Below are 25,059 nucleotides of genomic sequence, written 5' to 3' on the forward strand. Positions count from 1 at the left end.
AGATAAATCGGCGGTGTCTATCGAGGAGAAATTTTGCGCGTTTTGGAGATTTTGTGGGTCCATAAAGACAATTTGATTGTTTACTTGGAATGAATGATCGCAATTTGCGACCGGTTCCGCTCAAGGTTTACTTGAGCTCGAAAATAAAAGCACGATAGTCTAACGTATCTCGTACATATACTCACTGATGGAAGCTAATCTCAGAGACGAGCTTCTCAGCGCGCCTCACCGAAGTACTGATAGGAAACCGATAGTTTAAATTATGAAATCAATGACAGAATCTCTTGCCCAACAATTGGGAAATCTATTGTCAGAAAAAAGTTTGACCTGTACCACGGCAGAGTCGTGTACTGGTGGCGGTATCGCTGCGGCAATTACTGAAATTCCGGGCAGTTCTCTGTGGTTTCAACTGGGTTGGGTTACCTACTCAAACCAAGCCAAAACCCAACAATTGGGTGTAAGTGAAGAAACACTTAACACTCACGGTGCAGTCAGCGAAGCCGTTGTTCAAGAAATGGCGGAGGGTGCATTAAGAGCTTCGGGTGCTGATTTTTCGGTGGCTGTTAGCGGTGTCGCGGGGCCAACCGGCGGCAGTAAAGAAAAACCCATAGGTACAGTTTGGATTGCCTGGAGCTCAAAAAGTAATCGTCAAACTGTTAGTAAACATTTTCAATTTAACGGTGGGCGAGCCGAAGTTCGCCGTCAAGCGACCATGGCCAGCTTGCGTGGTTTGATCGAAATGGTACCGGGTAATGGCTAATGAAAAATACTGTATAAATAAACAATAACTGTTTTCTTATACAGTATCATGTGATAATTTAAAGCAACTGAATTCAGCCGCTTGGGTTCACTTATCGGTGTCATATTTTGTAAGCTACGGCTTTTGATACTCTAACCTTAAAGAACCAACGCAGCTTATGAAACAAAAAAACGTTAAACCCACGAGGATATCAATGGACGCCAATAAAGAGAAAGCACTCGCCGCGGCTTTAAGCCAAATTGAACGACAGTTTGGTAAAGGCACGGTCATGCGCATGGGAGACCGTGAACATCATAATATTCCTTCGGTTTCTACAGGCTCTATTGGTTTAGATTCCGCGCTGGGTATTGGCGGTTTACCAAAGGGACGCATCGTTGAAATTTACGGCCCAGAATCTTCTGGTAAAACCACTTTAACGTTACAAGTCATCGCTGAAGCCCAAAAACAAGGCGGTACTTGTGCTTTCATTGATGCTGAGCACGCGCTGGATCCTATTTACGCTGAAAAGCTCGGGGTTAATGTTGACGATCTTATCGTTTCCCAGCCAGACACCGGTGAACAAGCTTTAGAAGTTGCCGACATGCTGGTTCGCTCCGGTGCTGTTGACGTTCTTGTGGTTGACTCTGTTGCGGCGTTAACGCCAAAGGCTGAAATCGAAGGTGAAATGGGTGATCATCACGTGGGTTTGCAGGCTCGTCTTATGTCGCAAGCCTTGCGTAAAATTACCGGTAATATCAAAAACGCTAACTGTTTGGCTATTTTCATCAACCAAATTCGTATGAAAATTGGTGTGATGTTCGGCTCTCCAGAAACTACCACCGGTGGTAATGCACTGAAGTTTTATGCCTCTATACGGTTAGATATTCGCCGAATCGGCTCGGTAAAAGAAGGCGAAGAAGTCATTGGTAGCGAAACCCGAGTAAAAGTGGTTAAAAACAAAGTTGCTCCGCCGTTTAAACAAGCAGAATTCCAAATCCTTTACGGTCAGGGTATTAACCTGTTGGGTGAAATAATCGACTATGGCGTAAAACTCGGTCTAATCGATAAGTCCGGCGCTTGGTACAGTTATCAAGGCGATAAGATTGGCCAGGGTAAAAATAACTCCATGCGCTTTTTGCGTGAAAATCCAGAGATTGCTAAAACCATTGAGTTACAAATTAGAGAAAAATTATTACCTGAGACAAGCAGAGAAGATGACGCCGTCGAGGTTGATGAAGAGTCTTCTGAAGTTGAAGAATAATATGAAGATTACTGATTGAGTCACCCATGAGTTAATCAGAGTATTTAATAGACTTTCATTAGTAAAAAGCCGACTTTAAATGTCGGCTTTTTTATTGATAAGAAACTCTAGGAACCTCTGATTAACTCATCCTTGATTTAATCAGAGGGAATAAATTGAAAATGTGATTTCCAATTTATTCACAATTTCAATCACTTGCCGTTCTTGAAATTGGCGACACATCCTTGTGTCGCGAGAAACTCTAGGTTAATCAGCGTCTCTCATAAGCAATCGAGCGTTTGAAAAATATGAAGTAGCATGTTTAATTTTGCAATTCGATTCAATCAAGGATAAGTTAGCCAGAAATTCCTATTGTATTAAATTGATTAATTGAGCATCGAATCTCGTGCCCAAAGACCTTAAGCAAACAACAGACTTACCTAAAAAGTTTACCGATTACGCAATTTATTTGTTATCGCGTCGTGATTACTCGACCTCGGAATTAACAAAAAAGCTGCACAATAAGTTTGCGACAGATGATGAGAGTGGGCAAACGACAGAAGACTTTTACAATGCCCTTCAGCATTGCCTCAACAAAGTTATCGAATATGGCTACGTCAATGATGAGCGCTACAGCGAAGCTTTTGTTCGTAGCAGTAGCACAAAATTTCGCGGGCCACTGCGTATTCGTAATGAGCTCAAGCAAAAGGGGCTCGCTAATCATCACATCGCCAGCGCATTAGAGACTGATACTATCGATTGGTTTGAGCTGGCGAAATTAGCGTTTGACCGAAAATTTGGACCAGATAGTAGGGAGCAAATTAAAACGGATCCAAAATTAAAAGCGAAATGTTACCGTTATTTGTCGTACAGAGGTTTTACCTCGGATCAAATCAGCTACGCATTAGATGCAACCGAATAAAATATGCTTTTTTGATATTAGTCGTCTTTAAATTATTGCATTTCGAATAAATAAGTTTTATTCCAATCGTTATTTTACAATCAATATAAAATTTCCCGTCTATAAAAAATATCGTATGTGCAAACATTATTTGCACGTATCTTTAAAATTCTGATAACAACCCGGTATAAAACCAGAGTCAGCCCTCTTTATAAAATTACTAATAATGCCTGAAATTTCCAAATAGAACCTCTGATTAACTCATGAGGGTTAATCAGAGGTTCCTAATTTAATAGGTATTAATGGTTAGTTTAGAGTTTGTACTTCATTAAAGACCCAATTTTTGATCTGTGACAAAAAATACAGTAGTTGGACTTTTAACTAGCCACAGTTACCGTTGTTCAGATATGAGTTTATTTTACAAATATGTTGGTTGCGTTCTTTGTTCAGGTTTTTGGGGTAAAAATATTTAAAGCTGACTAAAGTAATTAAAGTAATTAACGTGACCGGCATGACTATAGTGACATATATTTATTTGAATATTTTTAACTGATTGTAAAATGTGTGAGATTAATCGGAAGCGTATTGAGCTTGTAATAAATGAAGTTTGCCGCCGTAATTTAAGAATTATTTTTTAATGTTTTTAATAGGAAAAATGAACAAGTTAATAATTGTTAATGAAATATCACAAAATAAAATAAAGTTCATTTTTTAAAGTCGAAAATGTAAATTCCAGGGAGATAACAAAATCTCTGGAATATTTATTACAAATTGTTTTTGCTCGCAAGAACATTAAGACGCTAGGTCGGTCTTCGATGTAAGTAAAAAATATGTTGAGTTTTTATGGTAAAAAAACTCTCTCTAAGACTGGTTTTTTCTCCATGCTATAAAAAAGGCTAACCCATAACCCCTTATAACATGATGAGGATTTGGTAATTTAAATCACCGTAACTAATTGAAATTAAAGAAAAAATTAGACATAAGTTTTTCAATTTATTCCCTTCGATTTCATCGTGGAAGAGTAAATCAAAGGTTTCGGTAGTTTGTATATAACATTAAATAAGTGAACGTATTTTTGAACGTTAATTTAATTTGGTAAAAATTAGAAAATTAATAATATGTAACCGAAATTACATAAATTTATGTAAATGAACAGGCTTACAATCTAGGCTGTTATTCCTGTCAGTATTGAGGCTAATCAATGAGTAAATATACTGCGCGCCTTAATCAGCTAGGGTAATAAATCCTCAGTCGATCAATCTCACGAGCATTTAATTCACTTCTTAAGTCTAAATTTCAAATTTAATTTGAAATCAATGGACGCAGTTTTATATTTTTGAATGAATGTTTTTTTTGATGGCTAAGATTGGTTGATTACAATGTGAAGTAATGCTTTCGTATTAATAATAACTTTTATTTTTCATTATTGTGGTTTGTTTTATTTAAATTAAAAAATTCTTTGTGAATTGATTCAAAAAAAATATTTTATTAAGAATACAGAATGTTTTTTATAAATATAATGCGCAACCTAACTGTCAGACAGTTACAAATAGAAGTTTAAATTTTTTCTAACAAAGCATTCTTTTATTTTTGTTCATCTTGTTACTGTAAAGTATCGGTCATAAATTAGTCCTACACTCCGATACAAAAAATAAAACGGTAATAAGTATCTCTGTGCGCAAATAAATCTAAATTTATTTTGATTAAGTGGTCAAAATCGTTTCGGATAATAATAAATAGACTCAAGTTTTATTAAATTAATTAAATAGCTTTGGTCTGTATAAAAATTTAGTTGCACTAACTGTATTGTTTAGCCTTGTATAAAAAATAAATTAAGTCATTTTTAAATTAATCTATTTCAAACAAATAAATCACTACCTGAGTAATGTTTAGGGTTTTAGGGTGTTGCCTTAAATATTGTTTCTCAGCATTTTAATGTTTTACAAATATATTTAAGGAAGAAATATTATGTTAAATAATGTCTGTAATTCTATCGAAAAATTCTTGCCGGCTGTTTCTCGCGTTAAAAAATTTGACGCTGGGGTGAGTAAAATTATCGCGGATGAAATTAAAGAAGCAAATTTAGATTGGAAAAACTTCTCGTACAGTGAGTACGTTTCTGAAGGCGTGCATTCATTGTCTTTGTACAGCAGTAACGGTGACAGCAGTAATACACTTATTAAAGACTGTACACCTGAACCAACGGATGTTTTGGCCAAATTACCAAAAACTGCAAAAATCATTGAAGATCTAGGTCTTGATTTGATGTGGGTTCGTTTAAATTTATTGCGTCCAGGCGCTTGTTTGTGGGAACACCGCGACTATTCAGAGCTAGAAGACAAAAAACGTCTACGTCTACATTTACCTGTGCAAACCAATGACGAGGCGTTTTTAATTTTAGAAGGACGCAAAGTACACATGCATGAAGATGCCTTGTGGAAATTAAATCCGGCAGATTACATACATGGTGCAGTAAATAACGGTTCTGATCGTATTCATATTGTTTTCGACTGCTATGTAAACGAAAATCTAGAAAATATGGTTCGCCAAGAAGTTCTAGACGAAGCTTGGATTCGCGGCATGCAAACGCCTACCGACGACGATTTAAATACCAAATTAGTTTCTGCGTTACGTCTTTATCAACAAGACCGTAAAAAAGAAGCTGAAGAAACGTTATTACGCTCTTTCTATAATTACGACTTCACCGGCAAATCTTCGTTAGATCTTGTTCGTGAAATGTACTATTTAATGGGTGATAAAGACCAAGTTGGAGTGTGGGAAAATCGAATCACACGATTCTTAAAGCAAGAATCTTTTGAGTTTTTAACCCCGGCTAACTAAGTGCTGTTGAGAAATCTACACGATTAAGGAATTACAATGAGCACATCTACAGATAACGCTTCATCTAATCATTACGACGTTATCGTTCTTGGTGTTGGTGGCATGGGCAGTGCCACCATTTGTGAACTTGCAGAACGTGGTTTAAAAGTATTGGGTATTGATCGCTTTTCAATTCCTAACCAAATGGGTTCTTCCCATGGCGCCACGCGTATTATTCGTATGGCCTACTATCAAGAACCTTATTACGTAAAATTGGTTCAACAAGCCTATGATTTGTGGCGAAAATTGGAAGAAAAATCCGGTGAGCATTTGTTGGCAATTACCGGATCAATCGACGCCGGTTACGAAGACAGTGAGATTTTTTTAGGCTCTAAGCGATCTTGCGAAGAACACAATTTACCACACGAGATTTTAAATGCACGCCAAGTTGCGGAAAAATTTCCGGGTTACAACCTTCCTGATGATATCTACTCGGTTTATCAGCCAGATGGCGGTGTATTATTTGCCGAGAAGTGTATCGATGCCTTTATTCGTTTGGCGAAAGAAAACGGCGCTGAAATTCACGATCACGAGCAGGTATTAGATTTCGAATCTAACGACGGTTCGGTAAAAGTGATTACCGACAAAGGTGAATACTTTGCCAATCGTTTAGTAGTAACGGCTGGACCTTGGTTCTTAAAAATTCTAAAAGATTTGCCCAAGGTTGCAACACCTGAACGCCAAGTTGTTGGTTGGTTTGAGCCCAATGATCCCGAAGTGTTTTCGCCGAATCATTTCCCGGTGTTTAATTTAAAAGTTAACGAAGGTCATTATTACGGATTTCCGGTATTTGATCAGACGGGTTTTAAATTTGGTAAAGCGCATCACTTAAAAGAAGTGGTTGATCCCGATAACATGAATCGTGACGTCAGCGAAGCGGATGAGCAATTAACTCGTGAAGGTTTAGTGCGTTTCTTCCCGGAAGCTGCGGGTAAGCTATTGGATAAATCCACGTGCATTTACACCAATACGCCTGATGAGCATTTTGTGATTGATTTATTGCCGGGTACATCCAATGTGTATTTTGCTGGTGGTTTTTCAGGACACGGCTTTAAGTTTTGTTCGGTAATTGGCGATATTATGGCCGACTTGGCTCAGCATGGTAGTACTAAATACGACATCGATCTATTTAAACTAAGCCGCTTTGAGTAACTGTTTTTAGTTTAAAGAGTTAACTAAGCAAAAGATCACAAGCTTAGTTTTTTCTGCTTCAATACACATCGCAAAAGGGATGTTGCGATTGGTAAGGTGTAGTTCGGAAAAACATTTTGATCGTTAAATGTTATTTTTGAGCTTGATATAATGGCTAAAATTATGACTTTTAATTATCAACGTATAAAGCTGAACACGACCACTAAGTTTTCAGTACTGTTCTTTCCAGCTTTATTTGTACTTCTTTGGAGTACAGGTTTTATTGGTGCTAAATACGGTTTGCCTTATGTCGAACCGTTTACTTTTTTATTCATTCGTTTTGGTTTTGCGACCCTATTATTGTGCGCAATTGCTTTGGTAATGGCCTCGCCATGGCCGAATCGCCAACAGCAGGTGTTTAATATTTCGGTTTCGGGATTATTACTGCACGGTTTTTACCTAGGTGGAATTTTCACCGCGATTAGTTTAGGAATGTCTGCGGGCGTCGCTGCATTGATAGTGGGTTTACAGCCAATATGCTCGTGTTTGTTCGCACGTTATTTTTTAAACGAATCCATGTCGCGCTACCAATGGATAGGGTTATGCCTTGGTTTTTGTGGCGTTGGCTTTGTGGTTGCCGAAAAGATATTAGCGATTAATCTCGGTGAGAGTAGCAATCTGACAGCAGCGTTATTGGCCGTATTTGTGAGTTTAATGGGAATCTCATACGGTGTGATTTTTCAGAAGAAATATTGTACCGAAATGCATCCAATTACCGGTACAGCTCTGCAATACGCGACAACATGCATTGTTATGCTCATTTTGGCACTCTCGTTTGAGACAATGCAGGTACAATGGACGGGTGAATTTATTTTTGCTCTATTTTGGTTAGTATTTGTATTATCGTTTGGTTCTATCTTTATTTTAATTTATTTAATTCAAAACAGCTCAGTATCTAGCGTAACCAGCTTGTTTTATATGGTACCGCCTGTTACCGCCATAGAAGAATATTTAATTTACCATCAGCAACTATCAGATGCCGCTATTGCGGGTGTGCTCATTGTTGCTGTAGGTGTTTTTATTACCAATAAAAAATAAGCTAAGATATTTACAAACGCTACAGATTTATACGTTATTGTAGACATTTAACCGAATAGACCGATCAACCCGATTATTCATAAAAGATTTTAGAGACGTTATTATGGAATTAAAAAATAAATCCGCTTTGATTACCGGTTCAACCAGTGGTATCGGTCAAGGTATTGCTTTCGCGTTAGCGGCACAAGGCGTTAACATTATGCTTAACGGTTTTGGCGATGCAGAAGAAATTGAAAAACAGCGCCGTGCGATGGAAACCGAATACGGCGTAACCGTATTGTATTCCAATGCTGATATGACTAAACCCGAAGAAATTCGTGCAATGTGTGAAGTAGCCGTTGCGGAATTTGGTGGTGTCGATATTTTAGTAAATAACGCCGGTATTCAACACGTATCTCCAATTGATGAATTCCCAGAAGATAAATGGAATGCCATTATCGACATTAGCTTAAACTCTAACTTTCATACCTTAAAAGCCCTTGTGCCAAGCATGAAAGCAAAAGGTTGGGGCCGTATTATTAATACCTCATCGGTTCATGGTTTGGTGGCATCACCTTATAAATCTGCTTACAACTCTGCAAAACACGGTGTTATTGGATTAACCAAAACCGTTGCCTTGGAATTGGGCGAATTTGGTATTACCTGTAATGCCATTTGTCCGGGCAGTGTAAATACACCGCTCATGCACAAACAACTTCCCGGTTTAGCAAAAACCTACAACATGACCGAAGAAGAAGCCATTAAAAACGTATTGCTAAAAGCACACGCCATTAAACAACAAGTCAGCATTTCTGATATCGCCGACCTAGTTGTGTTTTTATGTGGTGATTCTGCGAAATTAATTACCGGCTCGTCATTAACAATTGACGGTGGCTGGACTGCGCAATAAAACTTAGGAAGACATTATTTTTATTGTGTTACTAAATGCTTTGCTAACTTAGTTATTCAAGTTGTGTTCGGGTTAAGGTTTTCTAATCTTAACCCGACGTATTCCTTTAAAAAATATAATTTACCGATTTCTGCACTTAATGGGTCTGTAGTTTTCTCTAAGTGTTCCTTTAGTACAATTCCAAAAGATTGAGTTGTTTTCGATTATTGGAGTAAGGATAAGGGTTTCATTTTCTACGGTTGATATTACTGATCCAAACGTAATAATTAACTCTTCACCATTAAATACTGCTTCATGTGATTCATCTATTAGATAAATTTTGTTATAACCCAAATGTGTATTTGAAGCGGGTAGAGTGTCATATTTATCAAAATATTGTTCTATACTTGTGGTCAATACTTGTGATTCCACAATAGTTTGGTCAATTTTTGCTCTTGTTGTGTAGTCTTGATAAGCAGGAAGGGCGACAGCCGCTAGTATGCCGATTATTGCCGTGACCATAAATAAACCAATAACAATAATAATCGCTACCAAGAAACCGCTGTTTTTATCGTTTGGCCCAGCTGGAATCCCTTCGTTATATTTGTCATCCCATTTTTTAGGATTGCATACTAAGAAATAGATAAATTCTACAAGAGCAATTAATCCCGGTATCCATAACCAGCAAAATAGCAGATAAAAAACACCCCACCATTGGCCTAAATAGAATCTGTGTGCACCAAAGCCGCCTAAGAAAAAAGCAAAGATAGCAGCCGTAACTTTATTCTTATACCGTTTTGATCGTTGTGATAACCCGCAATTTGGACACGTAGCAGCTGAAGCATGCATTTCTTTTCCGCAAGCATTGCAAGTTCTTGTTTCGTATGTATTTAAGTTAGAATTTGGTACCTGGTATGGCGATGTCATTGATGTTCCTATCGATATTGAATCAGCTGAAGTTGGATAATTTATAGTGTTTTCAGCGTTGTTGGAATCGCTTCTGCGGATAATTTATTATCAGTTAATATTTAAGGAACCTCTGATTAACTCATCCATGATTTAATCAGAGGACAGAAATTGAAAATGCGATTTCCAATTTCTTCACAATTTCAATTACTTACCGTTCTTGAAATTGGCGACACATCCTTGTGTCGCGAGAAACTCTTAGTTAATCAGAGTTTCCTTAAGTTTATATCGCGGGCTGGTTTTTTTATTCAATAAGTTGTTTTGTCGATTGAAAAATAAAGGGTTTTTCGAAGGAGGTAGGCGTGGAATTTAAAAAATATAGAGTAATTTATAAAAAAACAGGATTGTTATTCGAGATGTAGATCTATCACTTGATGGTTTTGATTTTAGTCATGTTTTTAAATTTATTTCTAGATAATTTCTGAGGCCAAATTATTAGAAAAGTTTAAGCCTTTAAGTTGGTTGTTTTCGATTAAATCTTTAAATGCTTGGTTACAATAGATACTTTCGTAATTATTAAACTGCGATTTAAAAATTAATAACGATTCAACTTTGTTTTTAAGAAAGCCCAGTTTAGTAACTTCAATAAAACCTGTCTCGTCAATATTGCGTTGGCTTTTACTGTTATCTACGTAACTTAAATCGGTTTTTAAATTTACGTGAAATAACCAATAGGGAATGTTTTCGCATAATATCGGTAGCCATTCGGCATACTGTTTTAACGGTTCTTTTAAATGTTTTATCGTTCATGATGAGTTGGTCGGTAAACCAACAGGTAATGTCAGGAATGGCGGTGATATTAGAGTCGCTGTCATTATAAAAACGGATATTTAAAGGCTTCCAGATTACTTGCCAAGATTCTAATTCTTGCTCGTGTTCATCTTGAAATGGGTAATAAGTACCGTGTTTTTCGTAGATTTCTTCCAGAGGAATATCGGCCACCAGAAATTTATGGCGATTAAAACTAAGTTGATAAGTCATGGTTTAAAGTGGAAGTACTTAAGCTGCGCTTTGATTTCGCAATTGCCACAAGGTGTAATCGGATTGCATTTTTGCCCACATCTCGGCACTGCCGGAGCCAACCGTTTCCAATCTTAATGCCATTTCTAAAGACAGCGATGCGCTGCCATTAATTACTTTATTTAATGCACTGCGGCTCACGCCAAGCTTTTTAGCAACATTGGCAATGGAATCGATTTTATTGCCGTCTTCATCTTCAATCAGAAAGGTTTTGATCAGCTCACCTGGGTGTGGTGGGTTGTGCATATTCATGGTTGGGCCTCAGTGATAGTCATCGTAATCAAGAACGTAAACATTGCCATCTTCAAAAATAAAAAATAATCGCCAATTTCCGTTAACTGAAATTGACCAATGATTTGCTAGGTCGCCGCTTAAGGGGTGTAAATTAAAGCCCGGCTGATCAATATCTTCTATACACATAGCGTTATTCAAAATTGCTAGGCGAATTCGTAAGCGATTGGCATGATCTTGACGAATTCCTTGGGTTTTTCCCAGTTCAAAGAATTTTTTTAAACCCTTGTGTTTGAATGATTTGATCATCCCGTCTCCTTACGTTTGCATATTGTAGCGCGATACGCTACAAGTTGAAAGCTGGATTATTTTGAGTTTGATTGTGCTGGGTCGGCAATAGTGGTGTGGTCGGGAGTACGATGGATTTAAGTTCGTAAGGAGTTTCTTAAATAAAAAACCGACACTAGGCCGGTTTTTTATTTTCTGCGTTTTTATCCATTAAAACTTATTGGCAAGCTTCGCAATCTGGGTCGTCCAGTGAGCAGGCTTTGGGTACTTCTGCGGCCTGTGGTTCTTGCGCGGGCTGGCTTGGTGAGGCGCTGGCGCCTGCCGGTGCTGTGCCCGAAGATACGGCGTTTAGGCTGCCAGTATTAACGGTAGATTTCTCGGTGGTGGTTGCCGCTAACGCACGTAGGTAGTAGGTGGTTTTTAGGCCACGGTACCAAGCCATGCGGTAGGTGATGTCGAGTTTTTTACCGCTAGCGCCGGCAATGTATAGGTTCAAGCTTTGGGCTTGGTCGATCCATTTTTGGCGACGGCTGGCAGAATCTACTAACCAACGCGGTTCTACTTCAAAGGCGTTGCGATACAGCGCTTTTAAGTCTTCTGGAATGCGATCAATGGCCTGTACCGAGCCTTCGTAGTATTTCAGGTCGTTAACCATTACGGTGTCCCACAAGCCACGTTCTTTTAGATCGCGAACAAGGTAGGGGTTAACCACGGTGAATTCGCCGGAAAGGTTCGATTTCACGTACAGGTTTTGATACGTCGGCTCAATGGATTGCGACACACCAGTAATGTTGGCGATGGTTGCTGTCGGAGCAATGGCCATAACGTTGGAGTTACGCATACCTTGGGTTTTTACGGTTTCGCGTAAGGTGTCCCAATCTAAGGTGGTGCTGGTATCGACTTCAATAAATTGTTCACCACGGGCGGCAATCAATTTTTGAATAGAGTCGATTGGCAAAATGCCTTGGCTCCACAATGAACCGTCGAAGGTGGAGTAGGTGCCACGTTCGGTTGCCAATTGGCTGGAGGCTTCAATGGCGTAATAGCTGATGGCTTCCATGCTGTTATCAGCAAATTCAACGGCTTCATCCGAGGCATACGACAATCGCATTTTGTAAAGCGCATCTTGGAAGCCCATAACACCCAAACCTACCGGGCGGTGTTTGAAGTTACTGTTCTGCGCGCTGTCTACCGAGTAGTAGTTGATATCGATAACGTTATCGAGCATGCGCACCGCGGTTTTTACGGTGGCTTTGAGTTTTTCGATATCGAGTTTGCCATCAACAATGTGTTGCGCAAGGTTCACAGAACCTAGGTTACACACGGCGATTTCTTCGTCGGCTTTTGTGTTTAGCGTAATTTCGGTACACAGGTTCGATGAGTGCACCACACCAACGTGTTGCTGCGGGCTGCGCAGGTTACATGGGTCTTTAAAGGTGATCCATGGGTGGCCGGTTTCGAACAACATGCCTAGCATTTTGCGCCATAAATCGAGAGCACGAACGGTTTTGCTGAGCTTGATTGCACCGGTTTGTGCTTTGGTTTCGTATGCGCAATAGGCGGTCTCGAAGGCTTCGCCGTAAAGGTCGTGCAAATCAGGTACGTCGTGTGGCGAGAACAGCGTCCATTCTTTGTCTTCGAAGACGCGCTTCATAAACAAATCGGGCACCCAGTTGGCGGTGTTCATGTCGTGGGTACGACGGCGATCGTCACCGGTGTTTTTGCGAAGCTCTAGGAATTCTTCTACGTCTAAATGCCAAGTTTCTAGGTAGGCACATACGGCACCTTTACGCTTACCACCTTGGTTAACGGCAACAGCGGTATCGTTAGCCACTTTTAAGAAAGGCACAACACCTTGTGATTTACCGTTGGTACCTTTGATGTAGGCGCCAAGCGAACGAACGGGTGTCCAGTCGTTACCCAAGCCACCGGCAAATTTAGACAACATGGCGTTATCGCGAATAGCACCGTAAATGCCGTGCAGATCATCGGGAACGGTGGTCAGGTAGCAAGACGATAACTGCGGACGCAAAGTCCCTGAGTTAAACAGTGTTGGTGTTGAACTCATGTAATCGAACGAGCTGAGGAGTTGATAGAACTCAATGGCACGTTCGTTTTTGTTTTCTTCTTCAATGGCAAGACCCATAGCCACACGCATAAAGAATACCTGGGGTAGTTCAATGCGCACGCCATCGCTGTGAATAAAGTAGCGATCGTAGAGGGTTTGCAGACCAAGATAGGTGAATTGGTCGTCGCGGTTGTGATCGAGCGCTTGACCCAGTTTTTCTAGGTCGAAATCCAATAGTTTTGGATTAAGCAACTCAAGCTCAATACCGGCTTTAATGTACGCAGGCAGAGCTTGGGCGTACAAACCTTCCATTTCGTGATGGGTCGCTTGCTGCGCAATTTTCAAGAATGAAAGGGCTTCGGCGCGAAGTTTGTCTAACAATAAACGCGCGGTTACAAAGCTGTAGTTGGGCTCGTTTTCGACCAGCGTACGGGCGGTAATAACCAAAGATGTGTTGACGTCTTCAAGGCTAACACCGCTGTAAAGATTGCGCATGGCACCTTTAAGAATGTCTTCCGGGTTTACTTCAGCAAGACCAGCACAGGCTTCTTCTACCAATGTGCGCACACGCACCATGTTAAGTGCCTGTTCGCTACCGTCTGGCATAACTACCATGATGGTGCCGTAAACGGCATCGGGTTGTGGCTCAGAGGTGGTAGCAGCTTTAGCCGCACGAAGACGTGCGTGCTCTTCACGATAAAGAACGTATGAGCGGGCGATTTTGTGTTCACCGGCGCGCATCAGCATCAGTTCTACTTGATCTTGAATGTCTTCGATGTGCATGGTGCCGCCAGAAGGCATACGTCGAGCGAAGGTTGCTGCAATTTGCGCCGTTAGTGATTTAACGGTTTCGCGAATGCGCGATGACGCCGCAGCGGTGCCACCTTCGACCGCTAAAAACGCCTTGGTCATGGCAACCGAGATTTTACTCTCATCAAAGGGTACTACCGTGCCATTGCGCTTGATTACGCGCATTTGCCCGGGTGCGGTAGCACTTACGTGGCTGGCTCGTTTTTCGGTGGGTGTAGGGGTTTTTGACGAGGTTTTATCGGTTCGGACTTCCGACTCGGTTCGCATGTATGTCTCCGTAGACTGTGTAGCTATTACTGCTTGTGGCTGTAGCTGAGGTATAGATTGAATATTTGTCGACAAGCAAATGGAACGAGCAACTCTTGTGCGGTTACCTAGTTCTGCTTGTTATTGCCAATGCTGTTAAAAACATTGTTAAACGATTTCTACGTATTGAAACTCAACATCTGCGAGTTTTATTTGTATGAATCTAGTCGAGTGCAAGGATGGCGTCATTTTTCTCACATTCAAACATCGTAAGCCGTAACAGAGAATCCCTAACAACCGTAAGTCTTTTGCTTACCTAAAAATTCAAAAGCCCTGATCTCAGAGGTATCAAGGCTTTTGGGCGATTCACGTGTTGGGTTGCCTATTATGTGGCGTTTTTGCGTGTTCGATCTGTAGTTTTTGCCTTAGAACCGGTGCAAATTCGGCACCTTTTGCGGTTATTTTCTGCGACTCTGTGTGTTAACAACATCTTGACAGGAAACCCAACATATAGGGGTTTCGAATTGGCTTTGATACAAGATAATGCGCTTTTGAGCTTTCTGCAAGTTGTGTGACTTGGTGGTTTTTTGTTGATAAGGTGTGGATAAATCAAAAAGTTAGTAATTGCTAACCATGTTTCGATTGATATAACTCTAATTCGTCAAAAACTACTAAAAAATCTGGTTTTATACTTTTTTACACTTAACAGGAGCAATTTTTAGAAGATGTTAACTGTTAGCCAATCTGACAGGTTTTTAATTGGTCAACCTACTCAAAAAAACGGTTAATCAAACAGGAATACAGTTTATTTGGGGAAACCAATGAGGTGTTGCAAATTCAATGAAAGTGGAATTTGCTGGCCAATGGCATAGTCGAGGTGACTTGGAAAACTGGCGAGCAATTTTGAGCCTGAGCCTAAATGCAAGGTGTACAAAGTCGATGTTCCGGCAAAAACCTTACCTGAAACCTGTCCTGCAATTTCGCTGTGTTCATCAAAAATAACATCATCGGGGCGAACCAAGAGATCAACTTCCCCGGAGTGAGGCCAATCATTCACTCCATTTTTGGCAATTAAGCCAAGTTCAGTTTCAATGTGATGCTCACGTAGCCTACCCGACAAAAACACGCCTTGGCCGATAAAGCTCGCCACAAAACGGCTGTTGGGTTGATGATAAAGATTGTAGGGCGAATCCCACTGGTGCAGCTTTCCGCCGTACATCACACCAATGACATCCGAAAACGCAAAGGCTTCTTCTTGGTCGTGGGTTACCATAATCGCAGTAATTTGCTGTTGCTTGAGAATGTTCCGTACCTCAAGCGCGAGTGTTCTGCGCAGTTCGACATCTAGGTTTGAGAAGGGCTCATCAAGTAGTAGCAATGATGGTTTTGCGGCCAGTGCGCGGGCCAATGCCACACGCTGTTGTTGACCACCGGACAATTCATGGGGAAATCGTTCGGCCAATTGTTGCAGCTGAACCAGCGCGAGCATTTCTTCACAGGTCGCCATCTGTTGAGCTTTGGGCTGTTTATGCAGGCCAAAAATAATGTTGTCTTTTACCGATAGGTGAGGGAAGAGCGCGTAGTCTTGGAACACTAAACCGATTTTGCGGTGCTCCGGCGCTAAGGTGGTTAGGGCGCTTGATAGCATCTGTTGTGATAAGCGAATTTCGCCGGCGTGGAGGTTATGAAATCCAGCAATGGCACGCAGTACCGTAGTTTTACCGCAGCCGCTTGGGCCTAATAAACAGGCTATTTCGCCTTCGTTTAGTGTCAGGTCGAGGTTTTCAACCACCTGTGTGTCTGAGGTTTTGCCTTGCGCTGGGTATTGGCAGGCGATGGACTTTAATTCTAAAAAACTCATCAGACAAAAGGCCTTCTAATCGAAATTCCAGACATGGCAGGATACTTCAAAGTCATGTTGCTATCATCCACCTTTTTCTTGCTTTTACCTATTATCAAGCTTTGAGCCAATTATTTGATTTACAACGATAATCTTTGGTCTTGCCTAACCAATGTATCCGTCTTTGACGGTTGCTGATGAGGATTATTAAAAAGCTATGGCTAAAAGGCCGTATTTTAAAAGAAGTGATTGTTAAAAACTTGATCGTTAAAAAACCATAGCATGGTCGATTAAATAACGGCCATTGATGTTGACCAAGACAATCTCGGCCACGTATTCACCTTGAGCTTTGGAGCAAAACTGTTTCCAGATAACAGCAGCAGAGTTGGGCCTTCTTAGTATTGCCAAAGGTTCGCGATGTAACCATTGGCCCTTCTCTGATTGATACTTGGTGCAAACTCTAAGCAGGTGTTCTGGCGTCACTATGGCTTTGGCTCGCTCGGTAAAATTGCGAACGTGTTTTGGATGGTCAATGTCGGTGGAGGCTCGCATAAGATTATCCATAATTGGATTAGCGATATCCCAAAGCTCTTGTTCGCTTTTCTCCATAAAGTTAACGGACATTTGGGCCTCCAGTTTTGTATGTTTTTAAAAGTTGTGTAAAAGAAAAAGGCCTGCATGGCAGACCTTTTTTAAGTTTGTTTACCGTTAAGCCTTTACCTGCGGTTAATAGCCTTTTTACGCTTGATTAACGAGGTATTCCATTAGGGCTTTTTGCGAGTGAAGGCGGTTTTCTGCCTCATCCCATACGACTGAGCTTTTGGCATCTAGCATGGTTTCGCTGATCTCCATACCGCGATAAGCAGGCAAACAATGCATAAACAGTGCGTCATCGTTGGCGAAAGTCATTAACTCTTCAGTAACTTTGTAGCTCGCAAAAATTTGCTGACGTTTACGCTTTTCTTCTTCTTGTCCCATAGAGGCCCAAGTATCGGTAACAACCAACGATGCGCCTTTTACCGCTTCGATAGGATCGCGCACAATATCAACGCGATCGCTGTTTTCAAGCAACATAGAGCGTGTTGGCTCGTAGCCTTCGGGACAGGCGATTTTAAGATGAAAGTCCCAAATTCTGGCCGCATTGATGTACGACTGGCACATATTGTTGCCGTCACCAACCCAAGTTACGGTTTTGCCTTGAATGCTGCCTCTGTGTTCGCGAAAGGTCTGCATGTCGGCAAGTAGCTGACATGGGTGGAAATCATCGGTCAAGGCGTTAATTACCGGTACTGACGAGTTGCGAGCAAAGGCTTCTAGCATGGCATGGTTAAAGGTTCGAACCATAATGATGTCGACCATGCTAGAGATCACGCGCGCGGTATCTTCAACCGGTTCACCGCGGCCCATTTGCGTATCGTTGGACGATAAGAAAATGGCGTGGCCGCCGAGCTGTGCCATACCGGCTTCAAAAGAAACGCGAGTTCGGGTTGATGATTTTTCAAAGATCATTCCTAACACTTTGCGTTTTAGTGTTTTTTTGCTGGTACCGGCTTTGTGTTGTGCTTTGAGTTCAATGCCTCGGTCGATAATCGAGTTCAATTCGTCAGTGGTTAAATCACTAAGCTGTAGAAAATGTTTCATAGTTACATCCCGGGTCTAGGCAGGCTTCCCTGCTGATGCTTAAGCTAAGATTTCTACCCGGCGGTACGCCTTTTAACGTTGCAATGGTGTTCGCAGCGAAATAAAGGGTTTTATCCAGTACGGATTATTGTCTGGATTCATGGCTTGCCAGTCGGTCTACTGGCTCAACTCTTCAATGGCAGAATTCAGCGCCTAAGCAATTTCTAAAGGCCTGTTGTTCAAAACAGGCCGTCTAATGGATTGAGTTACAGTGCTTTAATAATCTCAGCAAGAATTGAGACAGTTTGCTCAGCTTGGTCAAAGGTTGTCACCAGTGGCGGTAGTAATCGGATCACACTGCCGGAGGTTACGTTTACGATCAAACCCTTGTCTTTTGCTTGAGCAACAATGGTTGATGCCGGTTGACTCAATTCAATGCCAATCAATAAACCTTTGCCCCGAATTTCTTTCACCTGGCTTAGGCCGCTGAGCTCTTCGTTGAAGCGTTGTAAATAGAATTCACCCAGTTTTTCGGCATGGGCAAGCAAATCATCTTCAACAATGTGTTGAACAACGCGATCGGCAACGTGGGTACAAAACGGATTGCCGCCAAAGGTTGAGCCATGATTACCTGGTTGAAACACCTCAGCCGCTTTACCCTTAGCTAAACATGCGCCAATAGGTAAGCCGTTGCCCAAACCTTTCGCCGTAGTTACAACATCAGGGGTTATGCCGTTCCACTGGTAGCTAAAAAAGCGGCCGGTGCGGCCATTCCCGGTTTGAATTTCGTCCAAAATCAATAACAAATCGTGCTCATCACACAGACTTCTCAATTCATTGAGATAGTTATCTGCCGGAATATTAATGCCACCTTCGCCCTGAATAGGCTCAACCATAACGGCAACAACGCGTGGGTTGCATTTGATGATGGTTTTTAGGGTGGCAACGTCGTTGTAGGGCGCGTGAATAAAGCCCGATAAAAACGGCGCAAATCCGTCTTTGACCTTACTGTTACCGGTAGCCGTTAGCGTGGCCATGGTTCGACCATGAAAGCTGCCGTTAAAGGTGACGATAATTGGGTCTAGAACGCCTTTTTTGTTGGCGTACTTGCGCGCGATTTTAATAGCGGCTTCGTTAGCTTCTGCACCTGAGTTCGAAAAGAACACCTTGTCCATACCGGAAATTTCGCGTAAGCGTCGACCAAGCCGTTCCTGTGGTTCAATTTGAAACAGGTTAGAAATGTGTAGCAATGTGTTGGCTTGTTCGGTGATGGCTTCAGTGACGCCTGGGTGTTTGTGGCCGAGACCGCAAACTGCAATTCCACTGAGCGCATCGAGATATTGGTTACCTTCGTCGTCCCAAAGATAGCAGCCGTCGCCTTTTACGAGCTTGGCAATTCTTGGGCCGTAGGTATCCATTAACGCGCTTTGATCCATGGCGGTATTTTTGAACCTCAGATTAAGATTAGTATTTGACCCAATTGGGTCGTAGTTGCCGTTTTACATTCGATTGTTTGCACGAAAACGGCATTTTCCTCGCTTAAATCGCGAAAAACTGGCAATACTAGACGATTAAGAGCGCTTGGCAAAGCTCGACCTATGTCTAGAAACACATTTTCGTCATTCTTGTCGCGAAATCATTGAGATTACTCATCTAAGATGTCGATTTCGTGGCATACCGTGCCATATTCATCGACAAAATTTCATGTTCGGTAAAGGTAAACTGAAAACAAAGCTTAGCATTCAAGACAAGGCGCTCCTTTATTGTTGGTAGGGTTTCCAAGATCAGTCACATTTTTGTGATGAATAAGGCAGGTATTGAACTTGAAAGGCGTAATTGCAGGCTAAAAATCTCGATCTAACGTATTCAACCTCAACAACACGGATCTTGCTTGGCTTTGCGAGAGACTGATGTGTAGAATGCCGAACTAAGAGTCATTGCAAGTGACAACACTAATCATTTGATACCTCTACAGAGGAGAAGCTATCGTGGATATTATGGAGACCATTAAGTCTCAGATCGAAGAGAATCCAATTATTCTTTACATGAAAGGCTCACCAAGCGCGCCGCAGTGCGGTTTCTCAATGCGTGCTTCGCAAGCTTTGATGGAGTGCGGACAACGTTTTGCTTATGTCGATATTCTGAGCAATCCTGAAATTCGTACCAATCTTCCAACCTATGCTAACTGGCCAACCTTCCCACAGCTATGGGTTAAAGGTGAGCTTATTGGCGGCTGTGACATCATCACCGAGATGCATGAAAAAGGTGAGTTGAAATCATTGGTTGATGAGGCTGCTCCTCAAGCTGCTGAATAAAATCGACCCGTTTGTAGATTTACGCCTGAGCCATAATTTTTAAAACCCTGTTTTTACAGGAACTCTGTTTTTATAGGAAACTCTGATTAGTCCAGAGCTTCCAGCATCACAAGGACGTGTTGTCAATTTCAAAAATGGTAAGTCACTGAAGTTGTGAAGAAATTGGAAATCGTATTTGCAATTTCTGTCCTCTGATGAATTCATGGATGAGTTAATCAGAGGTTCTTATAGAATTATGGCTCGGTGTTTAAATGAGTAGGTTTTTCGTGGTTCATTTGAATATAAACTCTTTAATTGAACTCCGTCATTGAACCTATTATTTGTTAGAGCAAATCTTTCGTTGTTAACATTGAGTCAGTCTCGTGCTGCTACGCACGTCGATGGTTACTTCAACAATATCAATCTTTAGCCTCTGTGTTATCGTTTATTCAATCTATCGTATTTTGAATTAACCACATCAACTAGGGTTTATTGAGCATGCTTGAATCCTTAAAAATAGGATTGCTCAGTCCTTTTCAATCAATTGCAGATTCCGGCAGTCGAGTATTTTGGCTATTTTTACTGGCCAATGTGGTTATTGCTGTTGTTTTTCTGGCACTTCGTTTTCGTCAATTTCAAAAAGAATCCATCGCTCATCAAGAGTTTTCTTTTGGTCGGTATTTTGTGGGCTTCTTTTCTGCGGCACACTGGCGCACTAAATCCAGTCTTGTTGATGTAAGTTATTGGCTAACCAACAGCGTTATTAAATACACGGCATTAGTGCCGGTAGTATTTTCTTATGCAACCGGAACCCTTTGGGTTGATGATCATTTAAGAGCTTGGTTTGTTTCGCCAGGCTGGCAGGTAGCGCCTGGATTTTTAGCGCTTTTATATACGCTGGTATTTTTTATTATCGATGATTTAAGCCGATTTTTATTGCACCGGGCTTTGCATTTGTCGCCGATGTTATGGCGATTTCACAAGGTTCATCACAGTGCTACCAATTTAACGCCCATTACTTTGTATCGTGTACATCCGGTCGAAATGATGTTGTATTTTTTCCGTGCTTTGTTGGTTTATGTTGTTATTACCGGCGTTTTTTTATTTTTGTTTTCAGGCAAGCTAACGGGTGTAACTCTATTAGGCAGTAATGCTTGTATTGTTATTTTTAACTTAGTAGGCGCGAATTTGCGCCACAGTCATATTCCGTTGGGATTCGGTTTTTTCGAAAAATGGTTTATCAGCCCGTTGCAACATCAGGTTCATCATTCTAGTGAGCCTGAGCATTTTGATAAAAACTTTGGATCTGTTTTGGCAATATGGGATCGGTTTTTTAACAGTTGGTATTCAAGCCAGAATATCTCGAAAACCAAAGCCCTATCGTTTGGCTTAGGTGAAAACTCGCCATTGTTAACGGTGGAGTCTGATTTTATTTCTTCTCCACAGGCTAACGATTTTCCCCTGCAAAACGCCTATAAATCCGAATAAATTGTGATATTTAGCATATTCCTGATCGGCTTAGGTTTTTTTGAGCTGTTTTTACGCTTGAGCGTTTCACCGATTTTTAGGCAAGATTCGCCACTTTAATACAGCAGTTTTTAGAGCCGGCGGTGATGGTAGCGACGGTCATTTGGGGGAGGTTGGATACTTTAACAGCTCGGATTTCTCCGAGCTGAAAGAGCGGGTTAGGGATTTGCCCATTGGGAGCGGGATAACCCTATGCCTTGAGATTAAAAGACGTAAGTTACCGCAGTATAAACAAAGGTGGAGTCGTTTTTATCGTTGTTTTCCAATACGTCACCGGCGTTTAAGTACGCGCCGGTTAAATCCACTTTGATTTTTTTATTGCTAGAAGTCCACTGCCAGCGAGCTTCTAACTGAGTACCAATGTAAGTATCGGAGTTATCGGCGTTAGCTGGAATTCTCGCACCAGAGAAGGCATCGGTTTCTTCGGCAAGCCAAAATCCACGTAAACCCACTAAAACCTTGGTTTGTGACGTTGGTTTTAGATTGAGTTTAACTCCCGGAGTACTGATGTTGCTTCTGATGAACGGGCCAAACACAGCCGTTGGGCCGTAATCAAAACGGCGAGAACCAAATAAGGTATCAAAGCGTTCACTGTCTAGATCGTTAGGATCTTCGTCGCCACTGGCGTAGTCATAAATAAACGACAGCTTTGGTGAGTATTTAGCGTCAAAACTGTAGCCTGTTTCTAAGTGAACAAAGTAGGCTTGTTGATCTAAATCGGTGGTAGAACTTGATGAACTGCGTGTGTCGCCCCATTGATAAGCAACTTCTGCGTCGTAATACCATTCGCTGGTTTTGGCTTTAGTCCACCAGTGTGTGCCTACAGTGGTTAGGTCACGATTGTTGGTAGCTTGGTTGATGTCGTCATCTTCTTTAAGATCAAACACATACCATTCGTTGTTGATTTTGGTTGTTTTCGGCGAAAGATAAACACCCCAAAAATCGACCTCATCAAACGCTTGATCAGTTTTAGGATCGTTGTCTAATGGGTCGCCATCAATACGACGTTGTACTGGATTGGTGTAAAAAGCTCTAAACGCTAATTTAGAATTATTGTAATGCCAGTCAATACCATTGTAGCTGTTGATCGTATTGCGAGTACCGTTGCGAGAAACAAAACGACGGGTACCGATATCCATTGTAAAGCGACCGACGCGAACATAGCTTTCGATGTTTTTATCGGTATCGGCAAACAAATCGACTTTGGCGTAAAGCTGCAAAACATCCAGTGGGTTGTTGGTACTGGTGCTTAAAGGAGAGCCTTCGTCGGCGATATCGAACAACTCACGAGCGTCAATAAGCTCGCCAACAAGATTCACTTTACCGAGATCTGCATCGGCTTTTAGCAAGGTGCGTAGGAATAAGCCTTGGTCACTACCATCGGTACCGACACGAAACTGCTCATCGAGATGCTCAAATCTCAACCGAGATTCGCCTGAAATTTTTAACCACTCTGGTGTAATGGATTGCTCGGCTTGAGCATTAAAACCCATAGAGCATGCGATAATTGAAGATAATAAAAGTGAAGGTTTGAGATGTCGTTTCATAAGGGTTTCTTAATTATAAATTCGAATTTTCATATTTACGTTGCGGGTTAGGAGTATTTTAATTAAAAAACAATTTTAATTAAATCGTTGACACGGTTATGTCGTTAATTCGTTAACTTTATGGGCTTCGTTGAAAATAATACGCTTTTGGGTATGAGTTATTAGTCGCCTAACAAACTCTGTATGCAGTATTCATTGTGTCGTTTCTGTAAGCCCTTATCACGATCAAGGCTGTTAAGGTTATATAGGGGCCTCTGATTAAATCATGGTGTAGTTACCGGAGGTTTCTATGGCTTTTTTATCGATTAACTAACAGCTGTCCTTAACTACATTTTGCATAAATCCAACAATGTCTAATTCTAATATTACGTTTGATGTGTCGTTACATCGATTTTTTAAATGTTGTCTCTTTAGATAATTTTTTAAACCAAGTTGATCCTATTTAACAGCGTGTTTTCCCATTTGTTTGTTTACAACAGATCATTAAACGTTGACATTAGCGTGTTTTTATCAAGAAGACCTGTTCTCGGTCATCAACTCTTAATTACTCAACATCTAGGTGAAGTTCGGCTGAGTTAATTCGGCCAGCAAATAAGTGCTCACTCTTTTTGAAATTACTTTTTCATCATTCTCAAAGATAAGGTAAAAATATTCCATAACAATAAACCTTGATTCTTACCGGGTATTATTGGCAGGCAAGTGCTTTCAAATGAACCACAGCCAACTTTTATCGCGCATAGATTTTTAGCATGATTGCTGGCGACTATAGGAACCTCTGATTAAGTCACGGATGAGTTAATCAGAGGTTCCTATAGAAAACCCTGAGGTAATCAGGGATTCCTATGAAAATATAAATTAATGAACTTGATTTTACCTTTTTAGATGTCTGATTTAGAAATCACGTTATCAATATAGAGTTTTCTTAGACAGAGGTGGGTGTCATCAATTTCAAGAACGATGAATAATTGAAATTGCAACGTAATTGAAAGTCATGTTATTAATTTTTGTGCTTTGATTTAATTCGGGCGGAGTTATTCAGAAGTTTTGCTAAATAAAGCACGATTGCGTGATTTATTTAGTTATCTTTTTAAATCTCGAAAGGGTGTCCTAGTGAATTCGCCTTTGATTTAGTCTTAGGGTAGGTATTGATCGTGACATTCTAGGTTTCTTTTTCTTGTGAATTAAGGGTGCTTTATTACTCTGATATTCCAAAGAAGCGCCTTTAGATTTATGGTTAATTCGTCCTCAATTTCTGGAAAGATTTATCGGCATCAATTTTTTCTATAGTTACGCCTGATAGGAAAAAGATTTCACGGTGATAGTTTTTTGTTTGTGGTCATAGCTCAATATGAGCAGCTTGAGCTGCTTTTGAGTGGTGGGCAAAAATTTTAAATGTATTTTGAGTGTGCTTAATGTTCAGACGGAGATTTATTTGATTATAAGCGCATGTTCCTTAGCGGATGTTCTCTGTGCAGATTTTTAGGGTGATTTATGTTTCTTTGTTGATAAAAATAGGCAGTTTTTAAAAGATACAATTTTTAAGATGGCGTGGCTATTTTTTAAATTAAGAGTTTTTGTGAAATGCAATAGAATTTTGCAATTAGTATTCTATGAGCGTTATTTAAATTATTTAAAATGAGCGTTTTATTAGTTCGATAAATACAAATAAAATTTATTTTTACCCCAAAAGTTATAAGTAAAAAAGCGTTAAGAAGTTAAAATTTAAGTCTATTTATTCCCCGAAT

The 25,059-nt window shown here is 40.8% G+C and carries 20 protein-coding genes; 9 read left to right on the plus strand and 11 right to left on the minus strand.

Features of this window, described 5'->3' with window-relative positions; genetic code table 11:
- Positions 1–262: 262 nt before the first annotated feature.
- From ACYQ28_RS03775 to ACYQ28_RS03805, 7 genes are all read left to right on the plus strand, one after another.
- Positions 263–760, plus strand: coding sequence for a CinA family protein (locus ACYQ28_RS03775; protein ID WP_460048469.1), 498 nt, complete (start codon positions 263–265; stop codon positions 758–760).
- A gap of 193 nt (positions 761–953) precedes the next feature.
- Positions 954–2,000, plus strand: a complete 1,047-nt coding sequence (recA, locus tag ACYQ28_RS03780) for a recombinase RecA (RefSeq protein ID WP_460048468.1) — start codon at positions 954–956, stop codon at positions 1,998–2,000.
- Positions 2,001–2,385: 385 nt separating this feature from the next.
- The gene (locus ACYQ28_RS03785) at positions 2,386–2,901 is read left to right on the plus strand and encodes a regulatory protein RecX (RefSeq protein WP_460048466.1); all 516 of its coding nucleotides are present in this window, start codon (positions 2,386–2,388) and stop codon (positions 2,899–2,901) included.
- A gap of 1,947 nt (positions 2,902–4,848) precedes the next feature.
- Entirely contained in the window at positions 4,849–5,721 is an 873-nt protein-coding gene (locus ACYQ28_RS03790; protein WP_460048464.1) for an aspartyl/asparaginyl beta-hydroxylase domain-containing protein, read from the plus strand.
- 36 nt (positions 5,722–5,757) lie between these two features.
- Positions 5,758–6,912 (plus strand): N-methyl-L-tryptophan oxidase, encoded by a 1,155-nt coding sequence (gene solA / locus ACYQ28_RS03795; protein ID WP_460048462.1) that lies wholly within the window; start codon positions 5,758–5,760, stop codon positions 6,910–6,912.
- A 162-nt stretch (positions 6,913–7,074) separates the two neighbouring features.
- Positions 7,075–7,989, plus strand: coding sequence for a DMT family transporter (locus tag ACYQ28_RS03800; protein ID WP_460048460.1), 915 nt, complete (start codon positions 7,075–7,077; stop codon positions 7,987–7,989).
- A gap of 103 nt (positions 7,990–8,092) precedes the next feature.
- Positions 8,093–8,878, plus strand: a complete 786-nt coding sequence (locus tag ACYQ28_RS03805) for a 3-hydroxybutyrate dehydrogenase (protein WP_460048458.1) — start codon at positions 8,093–8,095, stop codon at positions 8,876–8,878.
- Between the two features lie 120 nt (positions 8,879–8,998).
- Here the strand turns inward: ACYQ28_RS03805 and ACYQ28_RS03810 are convergent, their stop codons facing one another.
- The 10 genes from ACYQ28_RS03810 to ACYQ28_RS03855 all read right to left on the minus strand — a co-directional run bounded on the left by ACYQ28_RS03810 (position 8,999) and on the right by ACYQ28_RS03855 (position 19,382).
- Positions 8,999–9,784 carry an NINE protein gene (locus tag ACYQ28_RS03810; protein WP_460048456.1) on the minus strand — a complete coding sequence of 262 codons (786 nt, stop codon included), beginning with the start codon at positions 9,782–9,784 and terminating at the stop codon, positions 8,999–9,001.
- 449 nt (positions 9,785–10,233) lie between these two features.
- Positions 10,234–10,566 (minus strand): imm11 family protein, encoded by a 333-nt coding sequence (locus tag ACYQ28_RS03815; RefSeq protein ID WP_460164690.1) that lies wholly within the window; start codon positions 10,564–10,566, stop codon positions 10,234–10,236.
- Positions 10,448–10,804, minus strand: a complete 357-nt coding sequence (locus tag ACYQ28_RS03820) for a hypothetical protein (RefSeq protein WP_460048455.1) — start codon at positions 10,802–10,804, stop codon at positions 10,448–10,450. The genes ACYQ28_RS03815 and ACYQ28_RS03820 overlap by 119 nt, the downstream gene beginning before the upstream one ends.
- 18 nt (positions 10,805–10,822) lie before the next feature.
- Positions 10,823–11,095, minus strand: coding sequence for a HigA family addiction module antitoxin (locus ACYQ28_RS03825; RefSeq protein WP_460048453.1), 273 nt, complete (start codon positions 11,093–11,095; stop codon positions 10,823–10,825).
- 9 nt (positions 11,096–11,104) lie between these two features.
- The gene (locus tag ACYQ28_RS03830; RefSeq protein WP_460048452.1) at positions 11,105–11,383 is read right to left on the minus strand and encodes a type II toxin-antitoxin system RelE/ParE family toxin; all 279 of its coding nucleotides are present in this window, start codon (positions 11,381–11,383) and stop codon (positions 11,105–11,107) included.
- Between the two features lie 196 nt (positions 11,384–11,579).
- Positions 11,580–14,507, minus strand: a complete 2,928-nt coding sequence (locus ACYQ28_RS03835; RefSeq protein WP_460048450.1) for a ribonucleoside-diphosphate reductase subunit alpha — start codon at positions 14,505–14,507, stop codon at positions 11,580–11,582.
- A gap of 784 nt (positions 14,508–15,291) precedes the next feature.
- Positions 15,292–16,347, minus strand: coding sequence for an ABC transporter ATP-binding protein (locus ACYQ28_RS03840; RefSeq protein WP_460048449.1), 1,056 nt, complete (start codon positions 16,345–16,347; stop codon positions 15,292–15,294).
- A 246-nt stretch (positions 16,348–16,593) separates the two neighbouring features.
- Positions 16,594–16,950, minus strand: a complete 357-nt coding sequence (locus ACYQ28_RS03845; protein ID WP_460048447.1) for a hypothetical protein — start codon at positions 16,948–16,950, stop codon at positions 16,594–16,596.
- A gap of 114 nt (positions 16,951–17,064) precedes the next feature.
- Positions 17,065–17,967: an ornithine carbamoyltransferase gene (argF, locus tag ACYQ28_RS03850; RefSeq protein ID WP_460048446.1), complete on the minus strand. Its 903-nt coding sequence runs from the start codon at positions 17,965–17,967 to the stop codon at positions 17,065–17,067.
- 245 nt (positions 17,968–18,212) lie between these two features.
- The gene (locus ACYQ28_RS03855) at positions 18,213–19,382 is read right to left on the minus strand and encodes an acetylornithine/succinylornithine family transaminase (protein ID WP_460048445.1); all 1,170 of its coding nucleotides are present in this window, start codon (positions 19,380–19,382) and stop codon (positions 18,213–18,215) included.
- Positions 19,383–19,934: 552 nt separating this feature from the next.
- Between ACYQ28_RS03855 and grxD the strand changes: the two genes are divergently transcribed.
- Together grxD and ACYQ28_RS03865 are read left to right on the plus strand one after the other, a co-directional pair.
- Complete coding sequence (gene grxD, locus ACYQ28_RS03860) at positions 19,935–20,261, plus strand: Grx4 family monothiol glutaredoxin (protein ID WP_460048444.1); 327 nt, start codon at positions 19,935–19,937, stop codon at positions 20,259–20,261.
- A gap of 477 nt (positions 20,262–20,738) precedes the next feature.
- Positions 20,739–21,728 (plus strand): sterol desaturase family protein, encoded by a 990-nt coding sequence (locus ACYQ28_RS03865; RefSeq protein ID WP_460048442.1) that lies wholly within the window; start codon positions 20,739–20,741, stop codon positions 21,726–21,728.
- Between the two features lie 242 nt (positions 21,729–21,970).
- Here the strand turns inward: ACYQ28_RS03865 and ACYQ28_RS03870 are convergent, their stop codons facing one another.
- Entirely contained in the window at positions 21,971–23,314 is a 1,344-nt protein-coding gene (locus ACYQ28_RS03870; protein ID WP_460048441.1) for an alginate export family protein, read from the minus strand.
- Between the last annotated feature and the right edge of the window lie 1,745 nt (positions 23,315–25,059).

This window comes from Sessilibacter sp. MAH1 (genome assembly GCF_054658315.1).